Here is a 26,289-nt window from a genome sequence, read left to right on the forward strand (position 1 = left end):
TGAAGTGGGATCAGGTTGCCACCGCCATGCGTGATTCGCGCCCTGCCGGAACCGACATGAAAAGCCGCCGGCGCCCGCCCCCGGCGGCCTGGCTGGTGGCCGTGCCGACCCTGTCGCTGTTCATTTGGGCGGCACCGGCCGCGGCCCAGAGCAGCATCTATGGATTTGAATCGTCCTATCGGGTCTTTTCCGGCGGTGGCTCGACGCAGAGCGGTGGACGTGGGTGGCAGCCTGGCGCGCGCAACGTCTATCCGCCCGGACGAGTCTATGAATCACCAAGTCGAGGTGCCAATTCCGGCTACGGCGCGGGAACGCTCGGCGTCGGCACCGCCTATGGCACCGGCGGCGGCGTGTATGGCGCGGTCCCGCGCGGCGGTGTTCCAAATCCATCGCGTGCTGGCAGGCACGATGCGAGGGGCGCCGCTCCCCAGATGGCCGTCGCCAGCCCGAGCACTGACGACGACTATTACGACGAGGACGGCCCCGACCTTCCGGTTCATCGCGAGGTCAGCGGCGGCAAGGGTGTCGACCGCAAGTTCGACCGGCACGTGGTGAGCTACAGCAGCTCGGACCCACCAGGCACGATCATCGTCGATACCGGCGCTCGCTTCCTCTATCTCATCCAGCCCGGCGGCAAAGCGGTGCGCTATGGCATCGGTGTCGGTCGGGAAGGCTTCGCCTGGAGCGGCTCCCAGCGCATTTCCAACAAGCGCGAATGGCCCGACTGGCGTCCGCCTGCGGAGATGGTGGCTCGGCGCCCCGACCTACCCGACATGATGCCCGGCGGCCCGGACAATCCGCTCGGCGCCCGCGCGCTCTATCTCGGCAACACGCTCTACCGCATCCACGGCTCCAACGAGCCCGACACCATCGGCCAGGCCGTGTCCTCGGGCTGCATCCGCATGCGGAACGAAGACGTCATCGACCTCTATAATCGCGTGGGCGTCGGCACTCTGGTCCGGGTCATCTGAAAGCGTCGGGCGGCCCGCCCCCGAAACTGGACGGGGCGGCGCTTGGATGCGCGCGTCCGCTCCGCTATGGTCCGCCCGATTTCGGATCGAATACTGGAGCGGCGAGACAGATGGGTGCGAGCACGGAAGCTGCGGGCGAGGCCGTCGCCGACACCCATTTCGGCTTCAAGACGGTGCCGCTTGGCGAGAAGCAGAAGCTGGTGGACGACGTGTTCCACTCGGTCGCGCGCCGCTATGACCTCATGAACGACCTGATGTCGATGGGGCTGCATCGGGCGTGGAAGGACCTTCTGGTGTCGCGGCTGCGCCCGCCCAGGAACGAGCGCCCCTTCGCGCTGCTGGACGTGGCCGGAGGGACGGGGGATGTCTCGTTCCGCACCGTGGAAGCCGGCGGACCGCAGACCCGGGCAACGGTCGTCGACATCAATGGGGGCATGCTTGCCGTGGGCCGCGAGCGCGCGGGCGGGCTCGGCCTGTCCGACCGCGTCGAGTTTGTGGAAGCCAATGCCGAGGAGCTCCCGTTCCCGGATCGCTCCTTTGACGCGACAACAATCGCCTTCGGCATCCGAAATGTGCCCCGCATGGACAAGGCGCTGTCCGAAATGCGCCGCGTCCTGAAGCCCGGTGGGCGCTGTTTCGTGCTCGAGTTCTCCCGCGTCGACGTGCCCCTTCTCGACACGATCTACGATACCTATTCGTTCAAGCTCATTCCCGGGATCGGCAAGCTCGTGACCGGCGACGCCGAATCCTACCAATACCTCGTTGAATCCATCCGTCGCTTCCCCTCGCCCGAGGCGTTTGCCGGCATGATGGAGAAGGCCGGTCTTCGACGGGTCTCGTTCACGCCGCTCACCGGCGGCGTCGTTGCCCTGCATTCCGGCGTGCGGATCTAGCGGCGTGGCAACATCGATCGGTGATTTCCTGCGGCTGGCCCGCGCGGGCTTCGTGCTGGCGCGCGAGGGCGTGATCTCGCGCATCGATCCGGCCCTGCTGCCACCCGGCTCCGAGCCCGTCTTCGCGATGGCCAAGCTGATCGAGCGGCGCGGGGCAGCCTCGAGCGCGGCGCGCCTGGGCGCGGCCATCTCCCGTCTCGGACCTTCCTATGTGAAGCTCGGCCAATTCCTGGCGACCCGCCCCGATGTGGTCGGCCCCAAGCTCGCCCGGGACCTCGAGACGCTGCAGGACCGGATGCCGCCCTTCCCGCAGGAAGTGGCGGAGGAGACCATTTCCCGCACCTTCGACCAGCCGGTCAGCACGGTCTATGCCCGGCTTGGCCCGCCGCTGGCAGCGGCGTCGATCGCGCAGGTGCATCAGGGCGAGGTGAGCGAGCCTGACGGCAGCACCCGTCGCGTGGCCGTGAAGGTGCTTCGCCCGGACGTTCAGCGCCGCTTCCGGATCGACCTGTCCTCTTTCTACCGCGCCGCCCGGCTTGGCGAGCAGACATCGCCCGAGGGGCGGCGGCTACGGCTCGTCGCCATTGTCGACACGCTGGCACGATCGGTGGCGATGGAGATGGACCTGCGGCTGGAAGCGGCCGCCCTGTCCGAGCTCGCACAGAATACCGAAGCCGAAACCGATTTCCGTGTTCCGACCGTCGACTGGGACCGCACCGGCCGTGAGGTACTGACGACCGAGTGGATCGACGGCATCAAGCTGAACGACATCGAGGCCCTGCGCGCTGCCGGACACGATCTGCCGGAGGTCGGGCGTGTCGTGATGCAGTCCTTCCTGCGCCACGCGCTGCGCGACGGATTCTTCCATGCCGACATGCACCCCGGCAATCTGTTCGTCGACCCGCAGGGGCGGCTCGTGGCGGTGGACTGCGGCATCATGGGCCGGCTCGGGTTGAAGGAGCGGCGTTTCCTGGCCGAGATTCTCTACGGCTTCATCACCCGGAACTGGAAGCGCACCGCCGAGGTGCATTTCGAAGCCGGCTATGTGCCCGCACATCATTCGGTCGATGACTTCGCCCAGGCGATTCGCGCCATCGGCGAACCGATCTATTCGCGCCGCGCCGACCAGATCTCCATGGCGAAACTGCTGACGCTGTTGTTCGAGGTCACCGCCCTGTTCGATATGAAGACCCGACCCGAACTCCTGCTGCTGCAGAAGACGATGGTGGTGGTCGAAGGCGTCGCCCGCTCGCTCGACCCGCAGCTCGACATGTGGAAGACCTCTGAGCCGGTGGTGCGAACCTGGATCGAGCGCAATCTCGGCCCAGTCGGACGGATCGAGGAGGTCACGACCGGCGTTGCCGCCATCGGGCGGTCGCTCCAGGCCCTGCCCGAGCTCATCGCGCAGGGCCAGCGCATCGCCGAGCAGCTGGACGCGGCAACCCGCAGCGGCCTCGCGCTCTCGGCCGAGACCACCGACGCCATTGGCCGCGCCGAAGGCCGGGGCAATCGGTGGATGACCATCGCGCTCTGGGTCATCGCCGCCCTGTTGGCGTTCAGCATGTTCCGCTGACGCCGTTGCACCGGCACGCGCCATCGTTACAACTGCGGGGAGGTGGAGAGACCATGCTCGCGGACAAGCGTATCCTGCTCATCATCGGCGGCGGCATCGCCGCCTATAAGAGCCTCGACCTCATCCGCCGCCTGCGCGAGCGCGGTGCGCGGGTGCGTGTCGTCATGACCGGCGCCGCGCAACACTTCGTCACGCCGCTCGCGGTCGGGGCTCTCGCTCATGACCGCGTGTTCACCGAGCTGTTCGATCGCGATGCCGAGCATGATATCGGCCACATCCGCCTGTCGCGCGAGGCGGATCTCGTCATCGTGGCTCCCGCCACCGCCGATCTGATGGCGAAGATGGCCCACGGCCTGGCCGACGACCTCGCCAGCGCCGTGCTGCTCGCCAGTGACACGCCCACCCTACTCGCACCCGCCATGAACCCGCGGATGTGGTCCAACCCCGCGACCCACCGGAACGTGACACGGCTTGGCGAGGATGGCGCGGCTTTTGTCGGCCCCAATGCCGGCGCCATGGCCGAGCGCGGAGAAGATGGGCCCGGCCGGATGGCCGAGCCTCTTGAAATCGTTGCGGCGGCCGAGAAGCTGCTGGCGCCCTCTGGCCCGCTCAACGGACGGCACGTGCTGATCACCTCCGGCCCGACCCATGAGTCAATCGACCCGGTGCGCTATATCGCCAATCGCTCTTCCGGCAAGCAGGGCCATGCCATCGCCGCCGCCGCGCGGCGCGCTGGAGCACAGGTCACCCTCGTTTCCGGTCCCGTGAACCTTCCCGATCCCGTCGGTGTCGCGGTTCATCACGTCGAGACCGCACGGGAGATGCTTGCGGCGGTCGAAGCGGCACTGCCCGCGGATGCCACCATCTTCGCCGCCGCCGTCGCCGACTGGCGGGCGGCCACGGCAGCGGACGAGAAGATGAAGAAGAATGGCGGGGCAATCCCCGCCCTGTCTCTGGTGGAGAACCCCGATATTCTTGCCACGGTCTCCCGGCTCTCGAACCACAGGCCGCGCCTGGTGGTCGGCTTCGCGGCGGAGACCGAGAACGTCATCGCCCATGCCCAGGCCAAACGCCTCCGCAAGGGCTGCGACTGGATCGTCGCCAACGACGTCTCTCGCCACAGCGGCATCGAGGGAGGGGTCATGGGCGGAGATGAGAACGCCGTTCACCTTATAACCGCGGATGATGTCGAGCATTGGCCCAAGGCCTCGAAGAGCGAGGTCGCCGAGCGACTGGTCGCACGCGTCGCCGCCGCTCTCGGCCCATTGGAGACGACCTCGTGAGCCTGCGTGTTCCTGTCACCGTCCTGCCCCATGGGGTCGGCTTGCCGCTTCCCGCCCATGCGACCGACGGCTCGGCCGGTCTGGACCTGATTGCGGCGCTGCCGGAGAACGAGCCCCTCACCCTTGCCCCACTGGGCCGCGCCGCCGTGCCGACCGGACTTTGCATCGCGCTGCCCGAAGGCTTCGAGGCTCAGATACGACCGCGCTCGGGCCTCGCGCTGAAACAAGGGCTGACGGTGCTGAATGCACCCGGGACAGTCGACGCGGACTATCGCGGCGAGGTGAAGGTCCTGCTGATCAATCTCGGGGAAGCGCCGGTCACCCTTGAGCGCGGCCAGCGTATCGCGCAGATGGTGGTTGCGCCGGTGACCCGTATTAAGCTCGTTGAAGTCGGGGATCTGACCAAAACAACACGCGGTAGCGGTGGATTCGGCTCGACAGGGCTCGACGGCGGGACAATATCGCGATAGCGAGAGTTTATGCCGCGCTTGTCCGATAAGAGTCTGCTCGCCATAGCCGCTGTCGTCGATGTTGCCCTCCACGCACGCGGCGCGCCGGTGGCTGCCAAGGCGCTTGCCGCTCGCCACGAGCTTCCCCCCCGCCATCTCGAACCCGTGCTGCAATCCCTTGTGCATGCCGGTGTACTGAAGGGCGTCCGCGGCCCGCGCGGTGGCTATGAGCTGGCCCGCGAACGGCGACGGATCACCGTTGCCGAGGTGGTCCGTGTGGTCGAGACCGAGGTGGACGAATCGATGGAAAGCCTCCCGTCCATCGTACGCGACATCGTTCAGCCGGCGGTTGCCGAGGCCGAGAAAGCCTTCGATGCCGCGCTCGACGGCGTCACGGTGGAGGACCTTTGCCGCGTCGCTGCGCAGAACACACTCCGCAAGGGCCTGCCTGAAGGCATAGATTTCACTATATAAATCTGTTTATATTTCTATTCCTCGACATAACATCGTGGATATGATAGCGACAGCGCCGGATCTCGATGCGCCAAAATGCGCGCCGGGCGCGTGGTCGCCTCGGTGCCGAGCCTGAGGAGGCACCCATGCCTGACGCCACTCCCAAGCAGCCCGCTCCCGCTGTACGCCCCGGCCGTGGCCGGGTGTACGGGTCCATCACCGAAACCATCGGCAACACCCCGCTCGTCGAGGTCCGGCGCCTGGCCGCCGAGCACGCCGTGAAGGCGCGCATCCTCGCCAAGCTCGAGTTCTTCAACCCGATAGGCAGCGTGAAGGACCGCATCGGCGTCGCCATGATCGATGCGCTGGAGGAGGCGGGCCTCATCCGTCCGAACACGGTTCTGGTGGAGCCGACATCGGGCAATACCGGCATCGCCCTCGCTTTCGTAGCCGCCGCGCGCGGCTATCGACTGATCCTGGTCATGCCGGAATCTATGTCGGTCGAGCGGCGCAAGATGCTCGCCCTGCTCGGTGCCGAACTCTACCTGACCCCGGCCGCCCAGGGCATGCGCGGCGCGGTGGCCAAGGCGGAGGAACTGGTCAAGGAACTGCCCGACGCCATCATCCCGCAGCAGTTCCGGAATCCGGCCAATCCGGCCATCCATCGCAGCACGACGGCGGAGGAGATCTGGAACGACACCGAAGGATCGGTGGATATTGTGATCGCGGGCATCGGCACCGGCGGCACCATCACCGGCATCGGCCAGGTGCTGAAGCCGCGCAAGCCGGGCCTGCGCATGGTTGCGGTGGAGCCCGAGGACAGTCCCGTGCTTTCCGGCGGCCAGCCGGGCCCGCACAAGATCCAGGGCATCGGTGCCGGCTTCGTGCCGGACGTGCTGGATCGTTCGGTCATCGACGAAGTGGTGACGGTCGGCAACCAGACCGCCTTTGAGACCGCGCGTGCGGTGGCCCGACTGGATGGCATCCCGGTCGGCATCTCTTCCGGTGCCGCGCTTGCCGCGGCCCTGGAGGTCGGCGCCCGCCCGGAGAACGAGGACAAGACGATCGTCGTCATCATCCCGTCCTTCGCCGAACGGTATCTCTCGACGGCCCTGTTCGAAGGCCTTTGAAGAACGCGCGGGCAAGATGATGCCCGCGCTCTTCTAGCGAGTCTTCCGCTCCGGTAAAGTCTGGGTGATTCGGGGCGCGTCGGGCGCGCCACCGAGCCGGACAAGAAGTCGGCGAAGGGGGACAAGCGCGGATGGCGCAGCCGGCCGGCATCAGCGGAGCTATGAAAGAGACGGGGCGTGGCGCACGAGCCGAGCCCCGAAGGACGTGCGGGCGTCGCCGCTCGAAATATCTCATACCCACCCTCGCCGGCATCGCCGCGCTGCCCGGCCTGTGCGGCACGGCTGCCGCCGATCCGGTGGCGGATCCGGCAGTTGCGCTCTTCGCGACCCTTGCCCAGTTCAGTCCGGATGTCCTCATCGGCCTTGCCCTGGTTCTGGGACTTATCGCCTTCGCGACCACCACGGCCATCGTCCATGTACGCTTCCGCCGCCAGACGTTGGAACGCGAGACCTTTGCCTATGGTGAAATCTCACGCCTCGAAGCACAGATCGAGGAGGCACGGGCACTGCTCCTGGCCGAGCCGCAGATCGTCGTGGTCTGGCGCGATCCAGCTGCGGCGCCGGAGATCATCGGCAATACGCCCGCCTTTACCGGCGTCGCCGCGCCAAGCCGAATCCTCGCATTCGGTGCCTGGCTGACGCCGTCCTCGGCGCGTGAGATCGATGCGACCGTCGACCTGCTGCGCCGACGCGGCGTGCCCTTCGCCACCACGCTTGCCACCCCGGATGGGCGCCATGTCGAGGCGGACGGACGGCCCGTAGGGTCGGCGGTGATCCTGCGCCTGCGCGACATCACCGGCGTGCGGCTCGACCACGCCCGCCTGCATGACGCGTATCGTGGGCTTGAGTCCGAAAGCTCATCTCTGCGAACCCTGCTGGACGCGCTTCCAGTGCCCGCCTGGATCGGAAGCGAGGACGGCCGCCTGCGCTGGACCAACCGCGCCTATGCTCACGCGGTGGAGGCTGGCGACCCTCAGGAGGCGACGACCCGCGACATCGCCCTTCTCGACAAGGCAAGCCGAGCACAGGCAGCCCATGCGAGGGCCAATGGCCAGCCCTTCACGGCGCGCCTGCCCGTGGTAGTTGCCGGCTCCCGGCGCGTGTTCGACGTGCTTGAAGTGAGCGGCGCGGGCGGCACGGCCGGCATCGCGCTGGATGCCACTGAGGCTGAATCGGTGCGGGTGGAGCTTGCTCATGTGATTGGGGCCCATCGGCGAACGCTTGACCAGCTTGCCACCGCGGTCGCCATCTTCGGCGCCGACCAGCGGCTGGTGTTTCACAACGCCGCCTATGCCAGCCTGTTCGAGCTCGACCCCGCCTTTCTCGACGAGCGCCCCACCGACACCGCGACGCTCGACCGCCTGCGGGCGGCCCGGCGCCTTCCCGAACAGGCGGATTTCCGTGTGTGGCGCGACGAGCTTCACGCCGCCTATCGTTCGCTGGAGCCGCGTGAACATTGGTGGCACCTGCCCGGCGGGCGCACGCTGCGTGTCGTGACCGCCCCCAACCCCGAGGGCGGGATTACCTATCTGTTCGACGAGGTGACCGAAAGGCTGGCGCTGGAAAGCCGCTTCAACTCGCTCACCCGCATTCAGAGCGAGACCCTCGATGCGCTGGCAGAAGGCGTGGCGGTGTTCGGCAGCGACGGCCGGCTCGGCCTCAGCAATTCAGCCTTCCGCCGGCTCTGGAAGCTAGACGCCTCCGTGCTCGAAGGCCAGCCACACATCGATGCGGTGGCGGAGGTCTGCAACCCTCTGACGGCCGATGTTTCCGTGTGGACGCGCCTGCGTGCCGCCGTCACCGGAATCGGCGCGCGCATTCCCTCGGAGTTCCGCGTGGAACGCACCGATGGCAGCGTCTTCGACGGATCGACCCAGCCCTTGCCCGATGGCGGCACGCTGGTGACGCTGCGCGATGTCACCGACAGCGTGCATGTGGAGCGCGCACTCGTGGAGCGCAACGAAGCGCTGGTGGCGGCCGACCACCTTAAGAGCAGCTTCGTCAGTCACGTGTCCTATGAGCTGCGCTCGCCGCTGACCACCATCATCGGATTTGCCCAGCTTCTCGACGACACCGCCATCGGCCCGCTCAACACCAAGCAACGCGCCTATGTGACCCACATCACCGAGTCGAGCGCGGCGCTGCTGGCCATCATCAACGACATCCTCGACCTCGCCACCATCGACGCGGGCACAGTGGCGCTGGAGCTGAGCGACGTCGACGTGCGGGCCGCCATGGAAGCCGCCACCGAAGGCGTGCGCGACCGTCTTGCCGAGGGTGGCCTCAGGCTTGCGATCGAGCCCGGCAATGCCGCCGGCACCTTTCGTGCGGATGCCAAGCGGGTGCGCCAGATTCTCTATAATCTGCTCTCCAACGCCGTCGGCTTCGCGCCGGAAGGCTCCACCGTCACACTCTCGGCCGAGCAGCGCGACGGTGAAGTCATGTTCCGCGTGCGCGACATGGGACCGGGCATCCCGCCGGAGATCAGCGAGCGCGTGTTCGACCGGTTCGAGAGCCACACCGCCGGCTCACGCCATCGCGGGGTGGGTCTCGGCCTTTCCATCGTGCGCTCGCTCATGGCGCTGCATGGCGGGCGCGTGGCCATCGCCGCGGCGCCCGGCGGGGGAACGCTGGTGACTTGCACCTTCCCGGCCGCGGGCGCGGACCGGGCCGCGGCGGAGTAGAGACATGGTCGAGAGCCGCCCCACCTACGCACCGCCAACCAACGCGCACTGGGACGTCGTGCTTCCGGACGAGGCGGCAACGGGCCGGCTCGCCATGGACCTCGCCGCCATGCTGCAACCCGGCGATCTGGTGATGCTGAACGGCGACCTCGGCGCGGGCAAATCGACCCTCGCCCGTGCCTTGCTGCGCGAGCTGGCGGAAGATCCCGAGCTGGAGGTTCCGAGCCCGACCTTCACCCTGATGCAGGGCTATGATCTGCCCCGCCACCGTGTGGTCCACGCCGACTTCTATCGTCTGGGTGACTCGTCCGAGCTGGAGGAGATCGGCTGGGACGAACAGACCGACGGCGCCATCGCCCTCGTCGAGTGGCCGGAGCGCGTGGATAGCCTGCAATTGAGGCCGGACCGGCTGGATATCCGCATCACCTTGGTGCCGGACGCACCGCCGACGCTGCGCCGGGTACGCCTGTTCGGTCATGGGCGGCTGGCGAGCGGCCTGCAACGGATGAAGGCGATCCGCTCTCTGATCGACCTCGCCGGTTTCGGCCCGGCACAGCGTCGCCACCTTCAGGGTGACGCCTCCACGCGGAGTTATGAACGGCTTCTGGGTGCGAAGCACGACGCCGTGCTGATGAATGCACCGCGCCATGCCGACGGCCCGCCGGTGAGGGACGGCAAGCCCTACAGCGCCGTCGCTCATCTCGCGGAGGATGTGAAGCCGTTTGTCGCTATGGCGCGCGCGCTCAAAGCGCGAGGCTTCTCCGCTCCCGCCATCTACGCCGCCGACCTCGACGCCGGGCTTCTGGTCATCGAGGACCTCGGCGATGAAGGCGTGCTCGGCGGAACGCCGCCGGCCCCGCTGCCGGAACGCTATGAGGCGGCCGCGGATGTTCTCGCAGCCCTTCACGGTCTCGATCTTCCGGTGTCCCTCACGGTGTCGCCCGAGATCGACTATCGTTTGCCGACATATGACATAGAGGCGCTGCTGGTCGAGGCCGAGCTGATGCTCGACTGGTATATACCGCATCTGAAGGCGGCGCCGGTTTCCGAGCCGGGACGGGCGGAGTTCCGCCGCCTGTGGCGCCAGGCGCTCGCTCCCTCGCTGGCCCAGCGGCCGGTCTGGGTGCTGCGCGACTACCACTCCCCGAACCTGATGTGGATCGAGGACCGGGATGGCCTGGCCCGTGTCGGACTCCTCGACTTCCAGGACGCGGTGATGGGTCCGCCCGCCTATGACCTCGCGTCGCTCGCCCAGGATGCGCGCGTCGATGTGCCGGAAGATCTGGAGTTCTCCCTGCTCGGTCGCTACGTCAAGGCACGCCGACACGGCGACCCCGGCTTCGATGTGCGCGGCTTCGCGGCGTCCTATGCGGTGATGGGCGCCCAGCGGGCGACCAAGATCCTGGGCATCTTCGCCCGCCTCGACCGTCGCGATGGCAAGCCTGGCTACCTCAAGCACCTGCCACGCATCTGGACCTACCTCCAGCGGGGTCTCGCCTTCACCGACCTGACGCCGCTCAGGGAATGGTACGACGCCCATGTCCCGGCCCCGGAAGGATCGGCCTGGCCACGGCCCGTGCCGGAACCCTCTGCTGCCGGCGCGCAAACGCCACATGAGGGCACGCCGAGTGAAGCGAAGCCGCCGCCGGAATCGGGTATATCCACTGCGAACCCTTCCGAATCGTCGAGCCCGCCGGCCACTTCATGACCCCTATCCGAACCGCCATGGTGCTCGCGGCCGGCCTTGGAACGCGCATGCGTCCTCTGACCGACCGCTTGCCCAAGCCCCTTGTCAAGGTCAACGGCCGGGCGCTGATCGACCATGTGCTTGACCGGCTCGTCGATGCCGGGGTCGAGACGGCGGTCGTAAATCTCCACTACCACGCGGACCTGCTCGAACGGCATCTTGCCGGGCGATCGCATCCGCGCATCGTCCTCTCGGATGAGCGTGGCGAGTTGCTCGAAACCGGTGGGGGCATCCGCAAGGCGCTGCCGCTGCTGGGGAACGAGCCCTTCTTCTCGATCAATTCCGACACCATATGGATCGAGGGAATCCGCGCCAATCTCGCCCATCTGGCCGCGGGCTTCGATCCGCGAACCATGGATGCGCGCCTTTTGCTGGCGGCAACCTCGGCGTCCATCGGCTATGATGGCAATGGCGACTTCGTCATGGATGGGTGGGGACGGCTCAACCTTCGGCCGGAACGCACGGTTTCGCCCTTCGTGTATGCGGGCGCGGCGGTGCTTTCCCCGCGCCTTTTCAACGGAGCACCGGAAGGGGCGTTCTCGCTGGTACGGCTGTTCGCCCGCGCTGCGCAAGATGGCCGGCTTTTCGGCCAGCGCATGGAAGGGCTATGGATGCATGTCGGCACACCCGAAGCCATCAAGGATGCCGAAACAACCATTCTTCGCTCCAAGGACTAGGCGATTGACGCTTGTCGGAGGGAGCCGATGAGCCGGACCGCGCCGCGCCTCTTCACCATTCCGGCCTCCGCCCCGTTTCTCGATACGCTCGCCGACGCACTGCTCGATGGTCGCCTGATCGAGGGCTTCGCGCCGCGCGCCGACCCGCTCGCCCTCGCCTCGGCGACCGTCTTCCTGCCGACCCGCCGCGCCGGCCGCCTGTTTGCCGAAGCGCTGCGGAAGCGGGCGCCTTCCGGCGTCGTGCTGCTGCCACGCATCGTGCCGGTGGGCGATGTGGACGAAGAAGCGCTGGCCTTCGCCGACAGCTTTGTCGATCCCCCGGAAGCCGTCCCCGCCATGACGCGCCGGCTGGCACTGGCGCACCTGATCGGTCGATGGCGATCGCTGCTGCGCGACGATGACGGGCTGATGGCGGTGGCGGCGGGACCAGGCGCGGAAATCGCCCTGGCGGACGCCCTCGCCCACCTCATCGACGAGATGGCCGCGCAGCAGGTGCCATGGGACCGGCTCGACGTTCTGGTGCCCGGGCAGCATGATCTCTACTGGGACATGGCGCTCAGTTTTCTCAAGATCGCGCGCGAATTCTGGCCGGCCGAACTCGCGCAGCTGGGCCGGGTGGACGCCAGCGTCCGGCGCGACAACCTGATCGCCGCTGAGGCCGGCCGGCTGGCCGGCGGCGGGCACGTCGGACCGGTCATCGCCGCCGGCTCGACCGGCTCCATGCCGGCCACGGCACGTTTGCTGGGCACCGTGGCACGACTGCCGCGTGGTTGCGTCGTGCTCCCCGGCCTCGACCAGGTGCTCGACGAGGCCTCGTGGTCGACGCTGACCGGCGACGATGGCGGCGCGCCGAGTCATCCGCAATACGGGCTGGCGCTTCTGATGCAGCAGCAGATGGGCATATCGCGCGACGCGGTCATGGCGTTGGCCGCGCCGGCCGCGCATGGGCGCGAGATCTTGCTCTCCGAAGCCCTGCGTCCGGTGGAATCCACGGATGCCTGGGCCAGCCTTGGCGAGCGTCTCGCGCCCGAGGCGATCGAGCGCGCGCTCGCTGATGTCAGCGTGATCGAGGCTGATGATGCCCGCGAGGAGGCGCTCGCGATCGCGGCGGCACTGCGCGAAAGTCTGGAGCGGCCAGAGGGCAATGCCGCGCTCATTTCCCCCGACAGGGACCTTGCCCGACGGGTCGCCGCCGAACTTCTGCGGTTTGGCGTGCGCATTGACGACACCGCCGGCGAACCGCTTTCCGAGAGCGTGCCCGGCCGGTTCGCCCGGCTGATCGTGAATGTGTGCGACGAGGCGCTCGCCCCGGTGCCGCTCGTCGCCTTCATGCGCCACTCGCTCGCGCGCTTCGGCCTTGATCGCAAGACGCTCGACGCGGCGGCAGATGTACTGGAACTGATGGTGCTGCGCGGTCCGCGCCCGGCGGGGGGCGCGCAGGGGTTGATCGCGGCGGTCGATGCCTTCGGCCGCAAACGCCTCCACCACAGCGATCCGCGAGCGGCCATTGACGAGACCGCGCGGGAGCGAGCGGCCGATCTCGCGGCCCGCATCGCCGACGCGCTCGCGCCGCTGCTCGCCCTCTCCAAGGGCGAACACCCGTTCGCCGCCCTGGTCGAGGCTCATTGCGAGGCGATCACCCGGGCCTGGAGACCACCGGAGGGTGACGAGGAAACCGAAACGGGCGCGGGCGAGGGAGCCGATGCAATCGCCCTCGCCGAGCTTGCCCGCGCCTTCGAGGAGATGGCCGAGGCGGCTTCCGAAGCCAGCGCGATGTCGCTCGCCCATTATGCCGCCGCTCTGCCGCTGCTGCTCGCCGACCGCCCGGTACGCCCGCCGATGGAGCCCGAGGCACGGCTGCGGATCCTCGGACCGCTGGAGGCTCGCCTTGTCTCGGTGGATCGCGTTGTTCTCGCGGGCCTTGTGGAGGACACATGGCCGGCCTCCGTGCGCACCGACCCCTGGCTCAGCCGACCCATGCGCGCCGCATTGGGACTGGAAGCGCCCGAGCGCCGCGTTGGCCTGTCCGCCCACGACTTTGCCCAGGGCTGCGGAGCGCGTGAACTCATCCTGTCCCGCCCGCGCAAACTGGGTGGCGCGCCCACCGTGCCCTCCCGCTTCCTGCAGCGCCTCGCCGCTGTCTGTGGGGACGAGCGCTGGCAGGCCGCATTGATGCGTGGCGACCGCTTCCGGCGCCTGGCGGCCCTCATCGACAAGGACCCGCCGGCCCCGCGGCTGACACGTCCCGCCCCCGCGCCAAGACCCGAACTGCGCCCCAGAAAGCTCAGCGTCACCGAGATCGAGACCTGGCTGCGTGATCCCTACACGATCTATGCCCGCCATGTTCTGAAGCTGCGCCCCCTCGACCTCCTTGACGAGGAGCCGGGAGCCGCGGAGCGCGGCACCGCCATTCATGACGCCCTCGGCGCCTTTGCGCAGGCCTTCCCGGAGGGGTTGCCCGAGAGTGCTGAGGACCGGCTGCTCGCGCTCGGCCGGGAAGCCTTTGCGCCGCTCCAGGCCTTTCCGGCCGAGCATGCCTTGTGGTGGGCGCGCTTCGAGCGGCTCGTCGGGCGTTACATTGCCTGGGAGCGTACGCGCCGCCCCGTGCTCAAGCGGGTGCATGCCGAAATCAGTGGCGCGCTCGTGCTGGCCGAGGGGCGTTTCAAGCTGACCGGAAAGGCTGACCGCATCGAGCAACTCAGCAGTGGCGGGCTGGCCATCGTCGACTTCAAGACCGGTGCCGTGCCGAGCCCCAAGCAGGTGAAGACCGGCCTTTCGCCCCAGTTGCCGCTGGAGGCCGCCATGGCCGCCGCCGGTGGGTTTGGCGACATCCCGGCAGAGGAGGCGGCCGCGCTCGCCTATGTGCATCTCGGCACGCGCGCACTCAAGGAAGGCTCCGCCGTCCTCAAGGAGCACACAGCCGCCGAACTGGCGAGCGAAGCGCGCAATCAGCTCGAGAAACTGGTGCTCGCCTTCGAGGATGAGGCGCGCGGCTATGTCTCGCTGCATAGCCCGATGTTCCGTGGGCGCTTCGGCGACTATGACCACCTCGCCCGGGTGCGGGAATGGTCGACCGGCCCGGAGGACGAAGCATGAGCGTACCCTCCGACAGTCCGGCGCTTCGCGCGGCGACCGATCTTCAGGCCCGTGCGTCCGATCCCGATATCTCGGCCTGGGTGTCGGCCAATGCCGGCTCGGGAAAAACCCACGTTCTGGCGCGCCGGGTGATCCGCCTTCTGATGCGCGGCGTCGAGCCCGGGCGAATCCTGTGTCTCACCTATACCAAGGCGGCAGCCGCCAACATGGCCAACCGCGTTCTCGGCGAGCTTCGCAAATGGGTCACGCTCGACGATGCGGCGCTTGATGCCGAAATCACCCGGGCGGATGGTCCGGGCCGCGGCGACCAGACCCCGGCGCAGCGACGCGCCCGGGCGCGTCGCCTCTTCGCACTGGCGCTGGAAACCCCGGGCGGGCTCAAGATCCAGACCATCCACGCCTTCTGCGGCGCCTTGCTGCATGCCTTTCCCTTCGAGGCCGGCGTTCCCGCTGGCTTCGGCGAGCTGGAGGACGCGACCCGGCTGGAACTGCTCGCACGGGTCCGCGCCGATGTGGTGCTGGAGGCTGCGGCCAGGCCGGAAAGCGGCCTCGGGCAGGCGCTGGGTCTCATCATCGGCGAGACCTCCGACGAGGGCATCGACAAGATGCTCGCGGAGCTGGTCGCGGACCCCGAGGCGCTGAACGCCAGCGAGGCCGAGCTTGCCGCCGCGGTCGGCCTTGCTGCGCCGGTGGCATCACGAGAAATCGAGAGCCGGATCCTTGATGAAGCGCTGATCGCGCGGGGGGCGTGGGAAGGGCTTGGCGCTCAGTTGGTCAGCGAAGGGGGAAACGGCGCCAGGCGTGGCTATGCGCTTCTTGCGGCCGCGCAGGCGCCGGAAGACAGCGTCGCCGACGCTTATGCCGGCGTGTTCCTCAAGGAAGACGGCAGCGCCTATGGCGATGCCCAGTTCGGCAAGGCCGAGATCCGTACGCGCTACCCGATGCTGCTGGAAGAGCGCGAGAGGCTCGCCCCGCTCGGCCAGTTGCTGGCGGCGGCGCGGGCTTTCGAACGGAGCCGGGCGGCGCTGGCGCTCGGACGTGAGGCGGCTACCCGCTACGCCCACGCCAAGACGGCGCGCGGAGTGCTCGATTTCGCCGATCTGATCGACGCGGCGCGGCGCCTGCTCGGCTCGGGTGCCTCGGCGTGGGTACACTACAAGCTAGACCAGGGCATCGACCATGTGCTGCTCGACGAAGCCCAGGATACCAGTCCGGAACAGTGGCAGGTCATCCGCCCGCTGGTCGCCGAGTTCCTCGCCGGTGCCGGCGCCCGTGACGTGCCGCCCGATCCGGCACGCAGTCTTTTCGTGGTGGGCGACGAGAAGCAGTCCATTTTCTCCTTCCAGGGCGCCGACCCGCGCCGCTTCGACGAGGTGCGCCAGGAACTGGCGGCGCTGGCGGCACAGGAACGCTTCATGCACGTGAAGCTGAAGCACTCCTTCCGCTCCGCGCCCGGCATATTGGAGGCTGTCGACGAAGTGTTCGCGCCGCAGGACACCCATCGCGGCCTCTCCGCGGAAGGCGGCCCGCCGGTGCACGAGCCGATCCACGGCGCGCTGCCGGCTCTGGTCGAGATCTGGGACACGGAACGACCCGAGGCGCGGCCCGATGAGGATGGATGGGAGCGCCCGCTGGACGCGCCGCCGACCGACGACCCGAAGGGCCGGCTCGCGCTCAAGATCGCGACCCATATCGCCGCGCGCATCGATGAAGGGTTTCCCGTCACCGGCCGGCACGGCACCCGACCGGCGCGGGCGGGCGATTTTCTCATTCTCGTACGCCGGCGCGACGGGCTGTTCGAGGCCATCATCCGCGAGCTGAAGCGGGCCCGGGTGGATGTCGCCGGCGCCGACCGGCTGGTGGTCGCGGAGCATATCGCGGTGCTCGACCTGATGGCGCTCGCCGACGCGCTGCTGATGCGCGAGGACGAACTGGCGCTGGCGAGCGCGCTCAAGAGCCCGCTCTTCGGCTTCGACGACGACGATCTAATGAAGCTCGCGCCCGAACGGACCGGCCTGCTGGAGGACACGCTGCGCGCCCGCGCGGACGAAAACCCGAAATGGCGGGCGGCGGTGGAGCGGCTCGACCGCCTGCGCCCCGAAGCGATGAGCCTGCGACCGTTCGATTTTTATGCGCGCGTTCTGGGGCGCGAGCGCGGCCGCGCCGCGATGCTGGCGCGGCTCGGCCCGGAAGCCGCCGATGCGCTCGACGAGATGCTGGCACTGGCGCGCGCCTACGAGAATGTCGAGCCGGCGTCCCTGCCGGGCTTCATCGCCTTTCTCCGGCGCGGCGGCGCGCAGGCCAAGCGCGATATGGAAGACGGGCGCGACCAGGTGCGAGTGATGACCGTGCACGGCGCCAAGGGGCTGGAAGCCCCCTATGTGATCCTCGCTGATACCACCAGCGGCCCCTCGACGCGGCGCCCCTCCGGCCTGTTGCGGGTGGAACGGGCGGGACGGCGCCTAGCGCTCCATGTCCGCTCCAAGGCGCTCGACACCCCGGCGATGGCCGAGGCCCGGCAACGCGCCGACGACGCGATCAAGGACGAGTACCGACGTCTTCTCTATGTCGCGCTGACGCGGGCCGAGACGGCACTGGTGCTGTGTGGCGCCGAGGGGAAGATCTCCGCGCCGGCGGATTGCTGGTACGCGCTTGTGCGCGGTGCGCTGCAGGGCGAGGCGGTTGAGCGCCCGGCCACCGGCTTCGACGGCACCATCCTGCAATGGCGCCCCCGAACGGGCGAGGCCGGCGCTGCGAGCCCCCCTCCCGCACCACCGGAACTCGTCGACCGCGAGACCGAACGCGCGCTTGCCGACCATCTGATGCAGCCGGTCGTCGATCGAACACCGGGCCGGCGGCTACGGCCCTCGACGGCTCGTCCCCGCGTGACCGTCAAGGACACGGGCTCCAGGGAAGACGCGGCGCTGCGCCGGGGCGAATGGCTGCACCGGCTGCTCGCCGCCCTCGCCCCGCTCTCCCCGGCACATAGGGCGGATGCGGGCCGGCGCTTTCTCGCCGCGGCGTCGGATTTGGATGAGGAAGCGCGCGAGACGCTGCTCGCCGAAGCGCGCGGCGTGCTGGCGCTGCCCGGACTCGCCGATCTGTTCGCCGAGAACGGGCGTGCCGAGGTGTCCCTGGTCGGCACGCTGGATGACGGCACCACCGTATCGGGCCGAATCGATCGGCTCTGCGTTGAGCCGGGGCGTGTGGTGATCGCCGATTTCAAGACCGATCGTCAGGTCCCGCGGCAGCCGGAGGCAATCCCCGCCGAACATCTGCGCCAGCTCGGGCTTTATGTCCGTCTGCTGCGAAAGCTGTTTCCTGACAAGGAGATCACTCCCCTTCTGGTCTATACGGCGGCGCCGTTGAGCCACACTCCGCACGCGGCGGCGCTCGAACGAGCGGTGGAGAGCGTCACGTCGGCGTGACGGCGCCTTGACGCGGCCGGGGGCGCCTTCCTACCTTCAGCTCAACTTTTGCTGAATTCTCAAGAATGTGAGGTGTCCCATGGGCGTCGAGAAGGTGTCGGACCAGAGCTTCGAGTCCGACGTGATCAAGTCCGAAAGCCCGGTTCTCGTCGATTTCTGGGCCGAGTGGTGCGGCCCGTGCCGCATGGTCGCCCCGGTGCTCGACGAAGTTGCCGGCGAACTGGGCGACAAGCTCAAGATCGTGAAGCTGAACGTGGACGAGAATCCCGCTACGGCCTCCAAGTACGGCATCATGTCGATCCCGACCCTGCTGCTGTTCAAGGACGGTCAGCTGGCTTCGCGCCAGGTCGGCGCGGCGCCGAAGGCCAAGATGCTGCAGTGGATCAACAGCGCGATCTGATGCCTTCGCGCCGATGATTTGGCGCAACTGAACCCACGATCCCGTACGTCATGAAACCCCGGAGCCCTGCTCCGGGGTTTTTGTTTGCGCCGCCGGGCACGCGACCCGCACTACATCTCGGCCGGATCGAAGACCCGGAAGCGTCGGAACACCGCCTTCTCGATCTCCAGTATCACCATCAGAAGCACGCCGACGCCGACAATCATCACTCCATCGAGCAAGGCCACGGGGCGGGTGTCAAACATCGCCTGCAGCGGCGGCAGATAGGTGAAGGCCAGTTGCGCCACCACCACGGCCACCAGCGCCGCCAGAACCGCTGGCGTGCCCAGCGCGCCGCGCCAGGTGATCGACGTCGCGTGCATGAAGCGCACACTGAACAGATAGAAGATCTCCATCACCACGACGGTGTTGACCACGATGGTGCGTGCCATCTCGATCTCCTGCCCCCGCGCCAGCGAAAGCCCGAACATCGCGAAGGAGGCGAGCATGAACAGGACCGACACCAGCGCGATCCGCCACAGCATGAAGCGGGTCAACAGGCCGCCCTCTGCCCGGCGCGGCGGGCGCTCCATGATGCCCGGTTCACTCGGTTCAAAGGCCAGCGCGAGACCAAGCGTGATGCTGGTCACGAGGTTAACCCACAGGATCTGCGTGGCCGACATCGGCATGGTGATGCCGAGCGTGATGGCGCCAATCACCGCCAGTGCCTCGCCGCCATTGGTCGGCAGCGTCCAGGCGATCATCTTCCGGATATTGTCGTAAACCGTCCGGCCCTCTGCCACCGCGGCGACGATGGAGGCGAAGTTGTCGTCAAGCAACACGACCTCGGCCGCCTGCTTGGCCGCTTCCGTGCCCTTTATGCCCATGGCGATGCCGACATCCGCCTGGCGCAGCGAGGGCGCGTCATTGACGCCGTCGCCCGTCATCGCCACGACCGCGCCGGTGGACTGAAGTGCGCGGACGATGCGCAGCTTGTTCTCCGGGCTGGTGCGAGCGAACACCGATGTACGCGCGACAAGCGCCACCAGTTCCTCGTCGCTCACCGCATCCACATCGGCGCCCGTGATCACGACGGGTTCCTCGGCGAGGCCGAGCTGGCGGGCGATGGCGCCGGCCGTGGCGGCGTGATCGCCGGTGATCATCTTCACGCCAATGCCGGCGCGGCGGCACTGGGCGATCGCCTCCATGGCCTCGCGGCGCGGCGGATCGATGAAGCCGGCGAGACCGAGCAGCTCGAAACCGTCCGCCACATGTTCGAAGCCCAACCGGGCCGGCGCCTCGTCAAGGCGTTTCATCGCAAGGCCGAGAAGTCGTTCGCCATCCGCCGCGAGGCTGGCGACGGCTGCGTTCCATCGCTCCAGTTCGCTCGGGGCAAGCCCGCACATGGCCAGGATCGGCTCGGGCGCTCCCTTCACGCAGATGATGACCTGCCCTCCTGGCCCCCGGTGAAGGCTCGCCATGAAACGATGGCCCGCATCGAAGGGAATTTCGTCCAACCGTACCCAGTCGCCGCGCTCAGCCACCGCGCTAAAGCCAGCCTTGGCCGCGAAGGCGACCAGCGCTCCCTCCATCGGATCACCCTCGGCACGCCAGCTACCCTCGCGCGCATGCAGGTGGGCATCGTTGCAAAGGAGCGCGCAGCGGGCGAACGCGGCGGCCGCGGCGGCGGGGTCGCCCGGATCCGACCAGCTCAGTTCCCCGACGGGCTCATAGCCCGTCCCCGAGACCTCGATCGAGACAGTACCTTCCTCGGCCGGCAGAACGATCCGGCGAACCGTCATCTCGTTGCATGTCAACGTGCCGGTCTTGTCCGAGCAGATCACGGAGGTCGCGCCCAGCGTTTCGACCGCAGGCAGGCGGCGGATCACGGCATGTCGCCGGGCCATGCGGCGAACGCCGATCGCGAGCGTTATGGTGATGACCGCTGGCAGCCCTTCGGGCACGGCCCCAACCGCGAGCGCCACCACCGCGATCAGCGCCTCGGTCCACCCATAATCGCGCACCAGCACGGCGAAGAGGAAGATCGCTCCGGAAACCAGGATCGCCGCCCAGGTGAAGCGGCGCGCAAAAAGATCAATCTGACGCAGCAGCGGCGTCGCCAGCGGCTCGACTTCCGAGATCAACCGACCGATGCGGCCGATCTCGGTCCGGCTGCCGGTCGAGACAACGAGGCCCGCTCCCTGACCGGCGGAAATTGTCGTGCCCGAGAACGCCATGGAATGCTGATCACCAAGCGGGGCGTTGAGTGCCGCCGGTTCTTCACGCTTGGAGGTGGCGACGGATTCGCCGGTCAGGATCGATTCGTCGATCAACATTCCCCGCGCGCGCAGCAGTCGGGTATCAGCCGGTACCCGATCCCCCGCCTCCAGCAGTACGAGGTCGCCCGGCACGAGGTCATGGGTGTGGACACTGAGGCGCTGGCGGTCGCGGATCACCGCGGCACGGGGCGAGATAAGGTTGCCGATGGACTGCAGCGCCTGTTCCGCGCGACCCTCCTGAACGAAGCCCACGACCGCATTGACCAGAACCACGGCGATGATCACCGACGCATCGACGATATGACCGAGGACGAAGGCCGCCGCCCCGGCTGCCAGCAGGAAATAAATCAGCGTGCTGTTGAACTGCGCGAGGAAGCGCCCGATCGGGCTCGGGCGCGGCGGCTCGGGAAGGGCATTCGGCCCATGCTGCGCGAGCCGCCGCAGCGCCTCCTGCTCCGAAAGCCCATCGGACGAGGCGTCCAGAAGGGTAGTGACCTCCTCCCGCGGCAAGGCGTGCCAGTGCGTTGGCGCGGACCCGGCCCCGCTGTCAAACCGGCGGCCAGATGTTGGGGAGGCGCTATCGTTCATTTTTCGGGAGACGCTCGCGAGAGAGGCAGGAAATCCTACGCTACCGACGCGCCCCTCAGGGGCATCCGAAATTTCCCCTAGGAAAGCGCCGAACGGCGAACAGCGACAGGAGAAAAGCGCGGGGAGCGCCATAAAGGAAGGGCCGGCCATGAGGCCGACCCTTCAAGTTACCCGTGATCAAAGGGGCGCCGATCCCGGATATCAGAGTTCGCCATCGCCGAACCAGCCGCCGCCATCGAACCAGCCACCCTCGTCGGAGGCGGAAATATCGTCATAGCCGGCATCGGTTGCCGGATCTGAAGCCGCGTCCGTCTCCTCGGCGGGAGCGTCCGCAGCCGATGCGGGTGAGCTCTCGGCCGCCTGAGCCTCGCTGCCCCTGAACATGCCGGCAATGGCGTTGCCGAGCAGCACGCCGCCCGCGACCCCCATCGCCGTCTGCGCCGCACCGGCGAGAAAGCCGCCACCACCCGCGCCGCCAAATCCCGGGCGGGGCGCCGCTCCCGGCGCAGGGGTACCAGGCCCGGCGGCACCGGGCGGCGGGACATTGAACGCACCGCCGGTCTGGCCCCACGCGCCTGAAGCGCCCGACGCCGCCCGCGGCATGGAGGGAACCGAGCCGCGCCGCGCGGGCGGCGCGCTGGAACCGAACAGGCCTCCAAGAAGCCCGCCCGATGCCGGGCGGGGCGCCTCGTCCTCAGCCGCCCGCGACTGGGCCGCCTGCCGTTCCAGTTCCTCGATGCGCGCCTGCGCCTGCTGCAGGGCGTAGTCCTGCATGACGATGGTCTGCGCCATGAGATAGGGCGCGGCCGGCTGGCGGGCGATGCACTGGGCGATGAAGCCCTCCGCCTCGCCGTCGCGTGGTCCGGTACGGCTCTCGGCTTCGGCGAGTTTGACGAAGAGCCCGTCAATGGCCTGGCGATCCTGCTCGTTCATCTCAGATCCTCCGTGGCGGCGCTCCTTCTCACTCCCGCTCGCCGGTGAAGTTGAGCAGAAGCTGGAAGATATTCACGAAGTTCAGATAGAGCGAGAAGGCACCGAATACAGCGAGCTTCTGCTGCGATTCGGAATCGAAATGATCGGCGTACTGCTCCTTGATGCTCTGCGTGTCCCAGGCGGTCAGGCCCACGAACACCAGAATACCGGCCACCGAGACGATGAACTGCAGCATGGTCGAGCCAAGAAACAGGTTCACCAGGCTCGCGATCACCACGCCGATAAGGCCCATGATCAGGAACGAGCCGAACTGCGAGAGGTCGCGCTTGGTCGTGTAGCCGTAGAGGCTCGTCGCCCCGAACATGGTGGCCGCGATGAAGAAGGTGCGGGCGATCGAGGTGCCGGTAAACACCAGGAAGATCGAGGCCATGGACAGCCCCATCACCGCACAGAAGGCCCAGAACATGGTCTGCGCCCCGCTGGCCGACATCGACTGCATGCGGAACGAGAAAAACAGCACGAAGGCGAGCGGCGCGAGCATCACCACCCATTTCAGCGGGCTGGAGAAGATCGGCACATAGAGCGCCGGCGTCGTGCCGACGATGAAGGCCACGGCCCCCGTCAGCACCAGACCAATCGCCATGTAGTTGTAGACGCGCAGCATATGGCGACGCAGGCCCTCGTCGAAGACGGCCCGGTCGGCGCCACGTGCGCCGGCCTGCCACTGGAAGCCTGAATTCGGCGTGTTCATGAAGTTCTCCCTTGGGAAAAGCGGTTCGAAGTCAAAATCAGTAGAGCGAGCGCGCCAGCCGCGCCGCGGTGCGGTCGAGCTCGCGCGGGGGCGCATGGGCGACAAGCGCATAGGCCACTTCGCCGACCTGCCAGTAGGCGGCGTTGAGTTCGCCGCGCGGCACGCTGGTGGCAGGCACCACATCGAAGCTGCCGGGACGCACCGCGAACAGCGAGACGGTGCCGAAGTCCTGCGTCTTTACGGACATCTCGACACTGGGGCCGAAAGCGGAGGGGAAGACCTGCACATCCTCCACCGCCCAGTCCTTCGGCAGGACCGGTAGCACGATGGCCGTGGCGGCCCGGATCTCGGCCGGGTCGTAGCCCGCCCCGGCCTGGGACAGCATGCCGGCACGCACCTGCGCGGTGCGATGGGCGCGGACGGCATCCTCGACATAGGCCGGCGGCAGGTCGGAGGCGACGACGCGGCTCACCCCCAGCGGACCGAATTCGGCATGAGCGAGCCACCCCGCCCCGACAAGCAGGCCCACCGCCGCGACCCGGCGCAGAGCGCGCATCCAGCGATCGCGCGACAGGGCGCCCTCAAGGCGCCGCGCGGCCTCGGTCGAGGCCAGCCGCGCGCCCGCCTGCGCGACATCGCGCGGCGTATCGGCGAGCGAAAGTCGCAATTCGTCGCGAATACGCAGATCCGCCATCACCCGCGACGCCGCGGCCGGATAGGCGCTCAGATAGGCCTCGACATCGATACGACGGGCCACGTCGAGTTCGTCGTCGACATAGGCCTGCAGGTCGTCGTCGGAGACAGGGTCAACGGGACGGGTCATCTGATCCTCCCACCACACGAAGTTGAGTGATCCGGGGGGCCTCCCCTTCCTCGATCGCCCGCAAAGCAGCGCGGGCGCGGGACAGGCGGGACATCAGCGTGCCCTGTGGAATCCCGAGCGTGCTGGCGGCCTCGGCATAGCCGAGCCCTTCAATGGCAACGAGATGAAGCGCGGCGCGCTGCTCTTCCGGCAGCGCCATGAAGGACTGGCGAACCTGCGCCAGCCTTACATGATGTTCCTGCGGGGCCGGCACAGCCTGATCGGCCAGCTCCACGCTCTCCGCGGCCCGCCGCGCCTCGGCAACATGGCTGCGGCGGCGGTCGATGAACACGTTGTGCAGGATCGACATCAGCCAGCCGCGCACACCGCGCGCCGGCTCGAAGCTGCCGCGCCGCTCATAGGCGCGCAGCAACGCGTCGTGCACCAGATCCTCGGCGTCCGCCTCGTTGCGGGTAAGGGCGCGCGCGTAGCGGCGAAGCGCAGGCAACTGCCCGAGCACGTCGAAGCGACCCGGATCGGAAGAACTTCCACCGGAACGGCCGTGAACGGATGTCGACGTTTCTCGCCTCATAACCGGTATACGGAGCGGCAGGTCTTCCTATTCCCGAAGGTCATGCATTATTCGCGAACGTGTGGCGAGGCCCCTATTCGATGGAACAGCCTGGGCATCGGCCCGTTGCCCTTTTGTCGGTCGCTTTCGTCGACGCCGCCGAAGGATCCCAACGAAATGCGTCGTCCTCCTGAAAAGTCCGCTCACACCCCTTCACCGCCATTCCGGCTGCTGTTCCAGGAGCCCCGCGATCCCGCGCCGGGCCTGTGCGGCATGATGAACGCACGCACCTTTACCCAGCTGGACGAAGCCAAGCGCCAGGCGCACGCCATGATGAAGGATGAGGCGCGCAGACCCGTTCAGATACAGGACGCAGATCACCGTGTGCTGTGGGATGAATATGAAAACGACCAGAGCTGAGCAGAAAACCCGGACACGCAGCCACATGCGCGCCGCCTCGGATGAATGGCCCGCAAGCATCTGAGCGCCTTCCGCCGATCGCGCGGCGGGCATCCCCGTTCCGGCGGCTCCGTCTCTCGCGGCATCCCGCCAAGCCGGCTTGGTGAACCCTACTTCTTGGTGTCCCCGACGTGGTCCGGCTTGCCCTTGCGGGGCGTGGAGGCGAGTTCCTCAAGTTCCTTCTCGGTCATTGATTCCATCATCGACTTCGATGCGCCCTGAAGCTCGCTCCTGGGCGTCTCGCCGCGCTTGGCGGAAAGGGCGGCACCGGCCGCCATCTGCTGTGCCTTGGATTTTGCCGGCATGACAAACCCTCCTCTGAACGAAAATCGGCAGCGCCGTGGCCCAAGGCCTCCGACACTGCCGATCGCGCGGTGCCGGGACGCGCCCAGCACCTGGCGGCTCGCTAACAGTTACTCGGCGGCCTGGAGGTTCACCCGCGATTCAGCCAGCTTGGTCAGCTTGGCATCCGCGTTGTGCTCCTCGGCCAGATTCTTCGCCAACACGCTGGCGCAATCCGAGCGGCCCAGCAGCTTGGCCCACGCCACCAACGTGCCGTAGCGCGTGATCTCGTAATGCTCCACGGCCTGCGCGGCGGCGATCAGCGCGGCGTCCAGCACCTGCTTGTCAGCGACCTCGCCGGCAATTTCATCGGCTTCCTTCAGGATGCCGTCGATCGCCGGGCAATCGACGGCCTTGGCCTTGGCGCCGTGCATCTTGAAGACCTCTTCCACACGCGTGATGTGGCCCTCGGTCTCGGTCAGATGCTTGGAGAAGTCGGCCTTCAGCTTCGCATCCGTCGTCTTGTCGATCATCTTCGGCAGAGCCTTCACAATCTGCTTCTCGGCGTAATAGATATCCTGAAGCTGATGAACGAAGAGATCATCCATGGTTTTGATGTCTTTGCTGAAAATACTCATAGTTCATTTCTCCCTATGGAGCTGACAGTTTATGATATCTGAGATTTTTGGCGGACATCATACCGACGCTCCGCGCTTCTCGCAGTAAAAACGGATCGAAAAGACAAACGTTCCATCCATTTTTACTTTACCTCCGCTTACATTCCGGGAGGAGATGCCGGCTCCGGGGGCGCGTCGCGCGGAGGCAGGTCGAGCGGCGGGGCGCCTGGCTCGTCACCGGGCT

General features: G+C 67.7%; 21 protein-coding genes. 14 read left to right on the top strand and 7 right to left on the bottom strand.

Annotated elements, in window-relative coordinates:
* The first annotated feature begins 56 nt into the window (after positions 1-56).
* From G3A50_RS22385 to trxA, 13 genes are all read left to right on the top strand, one after another.
* Positions 57-971, top strand: coding sequence for a L,D-transpeptidase (locus G3A50_RS22385; protein WP_170308633.1), 915 nt, complete (start codon positions 57-59; stop codon positions 969-971).
* Positions 972-1,081: 110 nt separating this feature from the next.
* Positions 1,082-1,864: a bifunctional demethylmenaquinone methyltransferase/2-methoxy-6-polyprenyl-1,4-benzoquinol methylase UbiE gene (ubiE, locus tag G3A50_RS08700; RefSeq protein WP_163074866.1), complete on the top strand. Its 783-nt coding sequence runs from the start codon at positions 1,082-1,084 to the stop codon at positions 1,862-1,864.
* A 4-nt stretch (positions 1,865-1,868) separates the two neighbouring features.
* A complete protein-coding gene (ubiB, locus tag G3A50_RS08705; RefSeq protein WP_163074867.1) occupies positions 1,869-3,437 on the top strand; it encodes a 2-polyprenylphenol 6-hydroxylase in 1,569 nt (522 codons plus the stop codon).
* Between the two features lie 53 nt (positions 3,438-3,490).
* Positions 3,491-4,720 (top strand): bifunctional phosphopantothenoylcysteine decarboxylase/phosphopantothenate--cysteine ligase CoaBC, encoded by a 1,230-nt coding sequence (gene coaBC / locus G3A50_RS08710; protein WP_163074868.1) that lies wholly within the window; start codon positions 3,491-3,493, stop codon positions 4,718-4,720.
* Positions 4,717-5,190, top strand: coding sequence for a dUTP diphosphatase (dut, locus tag G3A50_RS08715; protein WP_163074869.1), 474 nt, complete (start codon positions 4,717-4,719; stop codon positions 5,188-5,190). The genes coaBC and dut overlap by 4 nt, the downstream gene beginning before the upstream one ends.
* 9 nt (positions 5,191-5,199) lie before the next feature.
* Complete coding sequence (locus G3A50_RS08720; protein WP_163074870.1) at positions 5,200-5,643, top strand: RrF2 family transcriptional regulator; 444 nt, start codon at positions 5,200-5,202, stop codon at positions 5,641-5,643.
* Between the two features lie 125 nt (positions 5,644-5,768).
* Entirely contained in the window at positions 5,769-6,752 is a 984-nt protein-coding gene (gene cysK, locus G3A50_RS08725) for a cysteine synthase A (protein ID WP_163074871.1), read from the top strand.
* Between the two features lie 131 nt (positions 6,753-6,883).
* Positions 6,884-9,436 carry a sensor histidine kinase gene (locus tag G3A50_RS08730; protein WP_246252272.1) on the top strand — a complete coding sequence of 851 codons (2,553 nt, stop codon included), beginning with the start codon at positions 6,884-6,886 and terminating at the stop codon, positions 9,434-9,436.
* Between the two features lie 4 nt (positions 9,437-9,440).
* Positions 9,441-11,144 carry a tRNA (adenosine(37)-N6)-threonylcarbamoyltransferase complex ATPase subunit type 1 TsaE gene (tsaE, locus tag G3A50_RS08735; RefSeq protein ID WP_163074872.1) on the top strand — a complete coding sequence of 568 codons (1,704 nt, stop codon included), beginning with the start codon at positions 9,441-9,443 and terminating at the stop codon, positions 11,142-11,144.
* Complete coding sequence (locus G3A50_RS08740) at positions 11,141-11,860, top strand: nucleotidyltransferase family protein (protein ID WP_163074873.1); 720 nt, start codon at positions 11,141-11,143, stop codon at positions 11,858-11,860. Before tsaE ends, G3A50_RS08740 begins: the two co-directional genes overlap by 4 nt.
* Before the next feature lie 27 nt (positions 11,861-11,887).
* Complete coding sequence (addB, locus tag G3A50_RS08745; protein WP_163074874.1) at positions 11,888-14,956, top strand: double-strand break repair protein AddB; 3,069 nt, start codon at positions 11,888-11,890, stop codon at positions 14,954-14,956.
* Positions 14,953-18,384 carry a double-strand break repair helicase AddA gene (addA, locus tag G3A50_RS08750; protein ID WP_163074875.1) on the top strand — a complete coding sequence of 1,144 codons (3,432 nt, stop codon included), beginning with the start codon at positions 14,953-14,955 and terminating at the stop codon, positions 18,382-18,384. The genes addB and addA overlap by 4 nt, the downstream gene beginning before the upstream one ends.
* A 79-nt stretch (positions 18,385-18,463) precedes the next feature.
* Complete coding sequence (gene trxA / locus G3A50_RS08755) at positions 18,464-18,784, top strand: thioredoxin (protein WP_163074876.1); 321 nt, start codon at positions 18,464-18,466, stop codon at positions 18,782-18,784.
* Between the two features lie 110 nt (positions 18,785-18,894).
* On the opposite strand, the gene G3A50_RS08760 is transcribed toward trxA, so the two are convergent.
* The 5 genes from G3A50_RS08760 to G3A50_RS08780 form a co-directional block, all read right to left on the bottom strand.
* Entirely contained in the window at positions 18,895-21,630 is a 2,736-nt protein-coding gene (locus G3A50_RS08760; protein WP_163074877.1) for an HAD-IC family P-type ATPase, read from the bottom strand.
* Positions 21,631-21,831: 201 nt separating this feature from the next.
* Positions 21,832-22,563 carry a DUF2076 domain-containing protein gene (locus G3A50_RS08765; protein ID WP_163074878.1) on the bottom strand — a complete coding sequence of 244 codons (732 nt, stop codon included), beginning with the start codon at positions 22,561-22,563 and terminating at the stop codon, positions 21,832-21,834.
* 28 nt (positions 22,564-22,591) lie between these two features.
* Positions 22,592-23,314 carry a Bax inhibitor-1/YccA family protein gene (locus tag G3A50_RS08770; protein WP_163074879.1) on the bottom strand — a complete coding sequence of 241 codons (723 nt, stop codon included), beginning with the start codon at positions 23,312-23,314 and terminating at the stop codon, positions 22,592-22,594.
* Positions 23,315-23,351: 37 nt separating this feature from the next.
* Entirely contained in the window at positions 23,352-24,137 is a 786-nt protein-coding gene (locus G3A50_RS08775) for an anti-sigma factor family protein (RefSeq protein WP_163074880.1), read from the bottom strand.
* Positions 24,121-24,708: a sigma-70 family RNA polymerase sigma factor gene (locus G3A50_RS08780; RefSeq protein WP_163074881.1), complete on the bottom strand. Its 588-nt coding sequence runs from the start codon at positions 24,706-24,708 to the stop codon at positions 24,121-24,123. The genes G3A50_RS08775 and G3A50_RS08780 overlap by 17 nt, the downstream gene beginning before the upstream one ends.
* Before the next feature lie 156 nt (positions 24,709-24,864).
* Between G3A50_RS08780 and G3A50_RS08785 the strand changes: the two genes are divergently transcribed.
* Positions 24,865-25,107 carry a hypothetical protein gene (locus G3A50_RS08785; protein WP_163074882.1) on the top strand — a complete coding sequence of 81 codons (243 nt, stop codon included), beginning with the start codon at positions 24,865-24,867 and terminating at the stop codon, positions 25,105-25,107.
* Positions 25,108-25,256: 149 nt separating this feature from the next.
* Here the strand turns inward: G3A50_RS08785 and G3A50_RS08790 are convergent, their stop codons facing one another.
* On the bottom strand, positions 25,257-25,451 hold the full coding sequence (locus G3A50_RS08790; protein ID WP_163074883.1) for a DUF3008 family protein: 195 nt from the start codon (positions 25,449-25,451) through the stop codon (positions 25,257-25,259).
* 108 nt (positions 25,452-25,559) lie between these two features.
* The gene (locus G3A50_RS08795) at positions 25,560-26,066 is read right to left on the bottom strand and encodes a YciE/YciF ferroxidase family protein (RefSeq protein ID WP_163074884.1); all 507 of its coding nucleotides are present in this window, start codon (positions 26,064-26,066) and stop codon (positions 25,560-25,562) included.
* Positions 26,067-26,289 lie beyond the last annotated feature (223 nt).

The sequence above is a fragment of the Ancylobacter pratisalsi genome, assembly GCF_010669125.1.
Classification (GTDB): domain Bacteria; phylum Pseudomonadota; class Alphaproteobacteria; order Rhizobiales; family Xanthobacteraceae; genus Ancylobacter; species Ancylobacter pratisalsi.

Excerpts from the sequence above, each read along its gene's own strand:
- G3A50_RS08730 (WP_246252272.1), top strand. The coding sequence starts at position 6,884 with ATGGCGCAGCCGGCCGGCATCAGCGGAGCTATGAAAGAGACGGGGCGT.
- G3A50_RS08760 (WP_163074877.1), bottom strand. The coding sequence starts at position 21,630 with ATGAACGATAGCGCCTCCCCAACATCTGGCCGCCGGTTTGACAGCGGG.
- coaBC (WP_163074868.1), top strand. The coding sequence starts at position 3,491 with ATGCTCGCGGACAAGCGTATCCTGCTCATCATCGGCGGCGGCATCGCC.
- G3A50_RS08740 (WP_163074873.1), top strand. The coding sequence starts at position 11,141 with ATGACCCCTATCCGAACCGCCATGGTGCTCGCGGCCGGCCTTGGAACG.
- G3A50_RS08720 (WP_163074870.1), top strand. The coding sequence starts at position 5,200 with ATGCCGCGCTTGTCCGATAAGAGTCTGCTCGCCATAGCCGCTGTCGTC.
- G3A50_RS08775 (WP_163074880.1), bottom strand. The coding sequence starts at position 24,137 with ATGACCCGTCCCGTTGACCCTGTCTCCGACGACGACCTGCAGGCCTAT.
- ubiE (WP_163074866.1), top strand. The coding sequence starts at position 1,082 with ATGGGTGCGAGCACGGAAGCTGCGGGCGAGGCCGTCGCCGACACCCAT.
- G3A50_RS08785 (WP_163074882.1), top strand. The coding sequence starts at position 24,865 with ATGCGTCGTCCTCCTGAAAAGTCCGCTCACACCCCTTCACCGCCATTC.
- G3A50_RS22385 (WP_170308633.1), top strand. The coding sequence starts at position 57 with ATGAAAAGCCGCCGGCGCCCGCCCCCGGCGGCCTGGCTGGTGGCCGTG.
- G3A50_RS08795 (WP_163074884.1), bottom strand. The coding sequence starts at position 26,066 with ATGAGTATTTTCAGCAAAGACATCAAAACCATGGATGATCTCTTCGTT.
- G3A50_RS08770 (WP_163074879.1), bottom strand. The coding sequence starts at position 23,314 with ATGAACACGCCGAATTCAGGCTTCCAGTGGCAGGCCGGCGCACGTGGC.
- G3A50_RS08780 (WP_163074881.1), bottom strand. The coding sequence starts at position 24,708 with ATGAGGCGAGAAACGTCGACATCCGTTCACGGCCGTTCCGGTGGAAGT.
- cysK (WP_163074871.1), top strand. The coding sequence starts at position 5,769 with ATGCCTGACGCCACTCCCAAGCAGCCCGCTCCCGCTGTACGCCCCGGC.
- trxA (WP_163074876.1), top strand. The coding sequence starts at position 18,464 with ATGGGCGTCGAGAAGGTGTCGGACCAGAGCTTCGAGTCCGACGTGATC.
- G3A50_RS08765 (WP_163074878.1), bottom strand. The coding sequence starts at position 22,563 with ATGAACGAGCAGGATCGCCAGGCCATTGACGGGCTCTTCGTCAAACTC.
- addB (WP_163074874.1), top strand. The coding sequence starts at position 11,888 with ATGAGCCGGACCGCGCCGCGCCTCTTCACCATTCCGGCCTCCGCCCCG.
- tsaE (WP_163074872.1), top strand. The coding sequence starts at position 9,441 with ATGGTCGAGAGCCGCCCCACCTACGCACCGCCAACCAACGCGCACTGG.
- addA (WP_163074875.1), top strand. The coding sequence starts at position 14,953 with ATGAGCGTACCCTCCGACAGTCCGGCGCTTCGCGCGGCGACCGATCTT.
- G3A50_RS08790 (WP_163074883.1), bottom strand. The coding sequence starts at position 25,451 with ATGCCGGCAAAATCCAAGGCACAGCAGATGGCGGCCGGTGCCGCCCTT.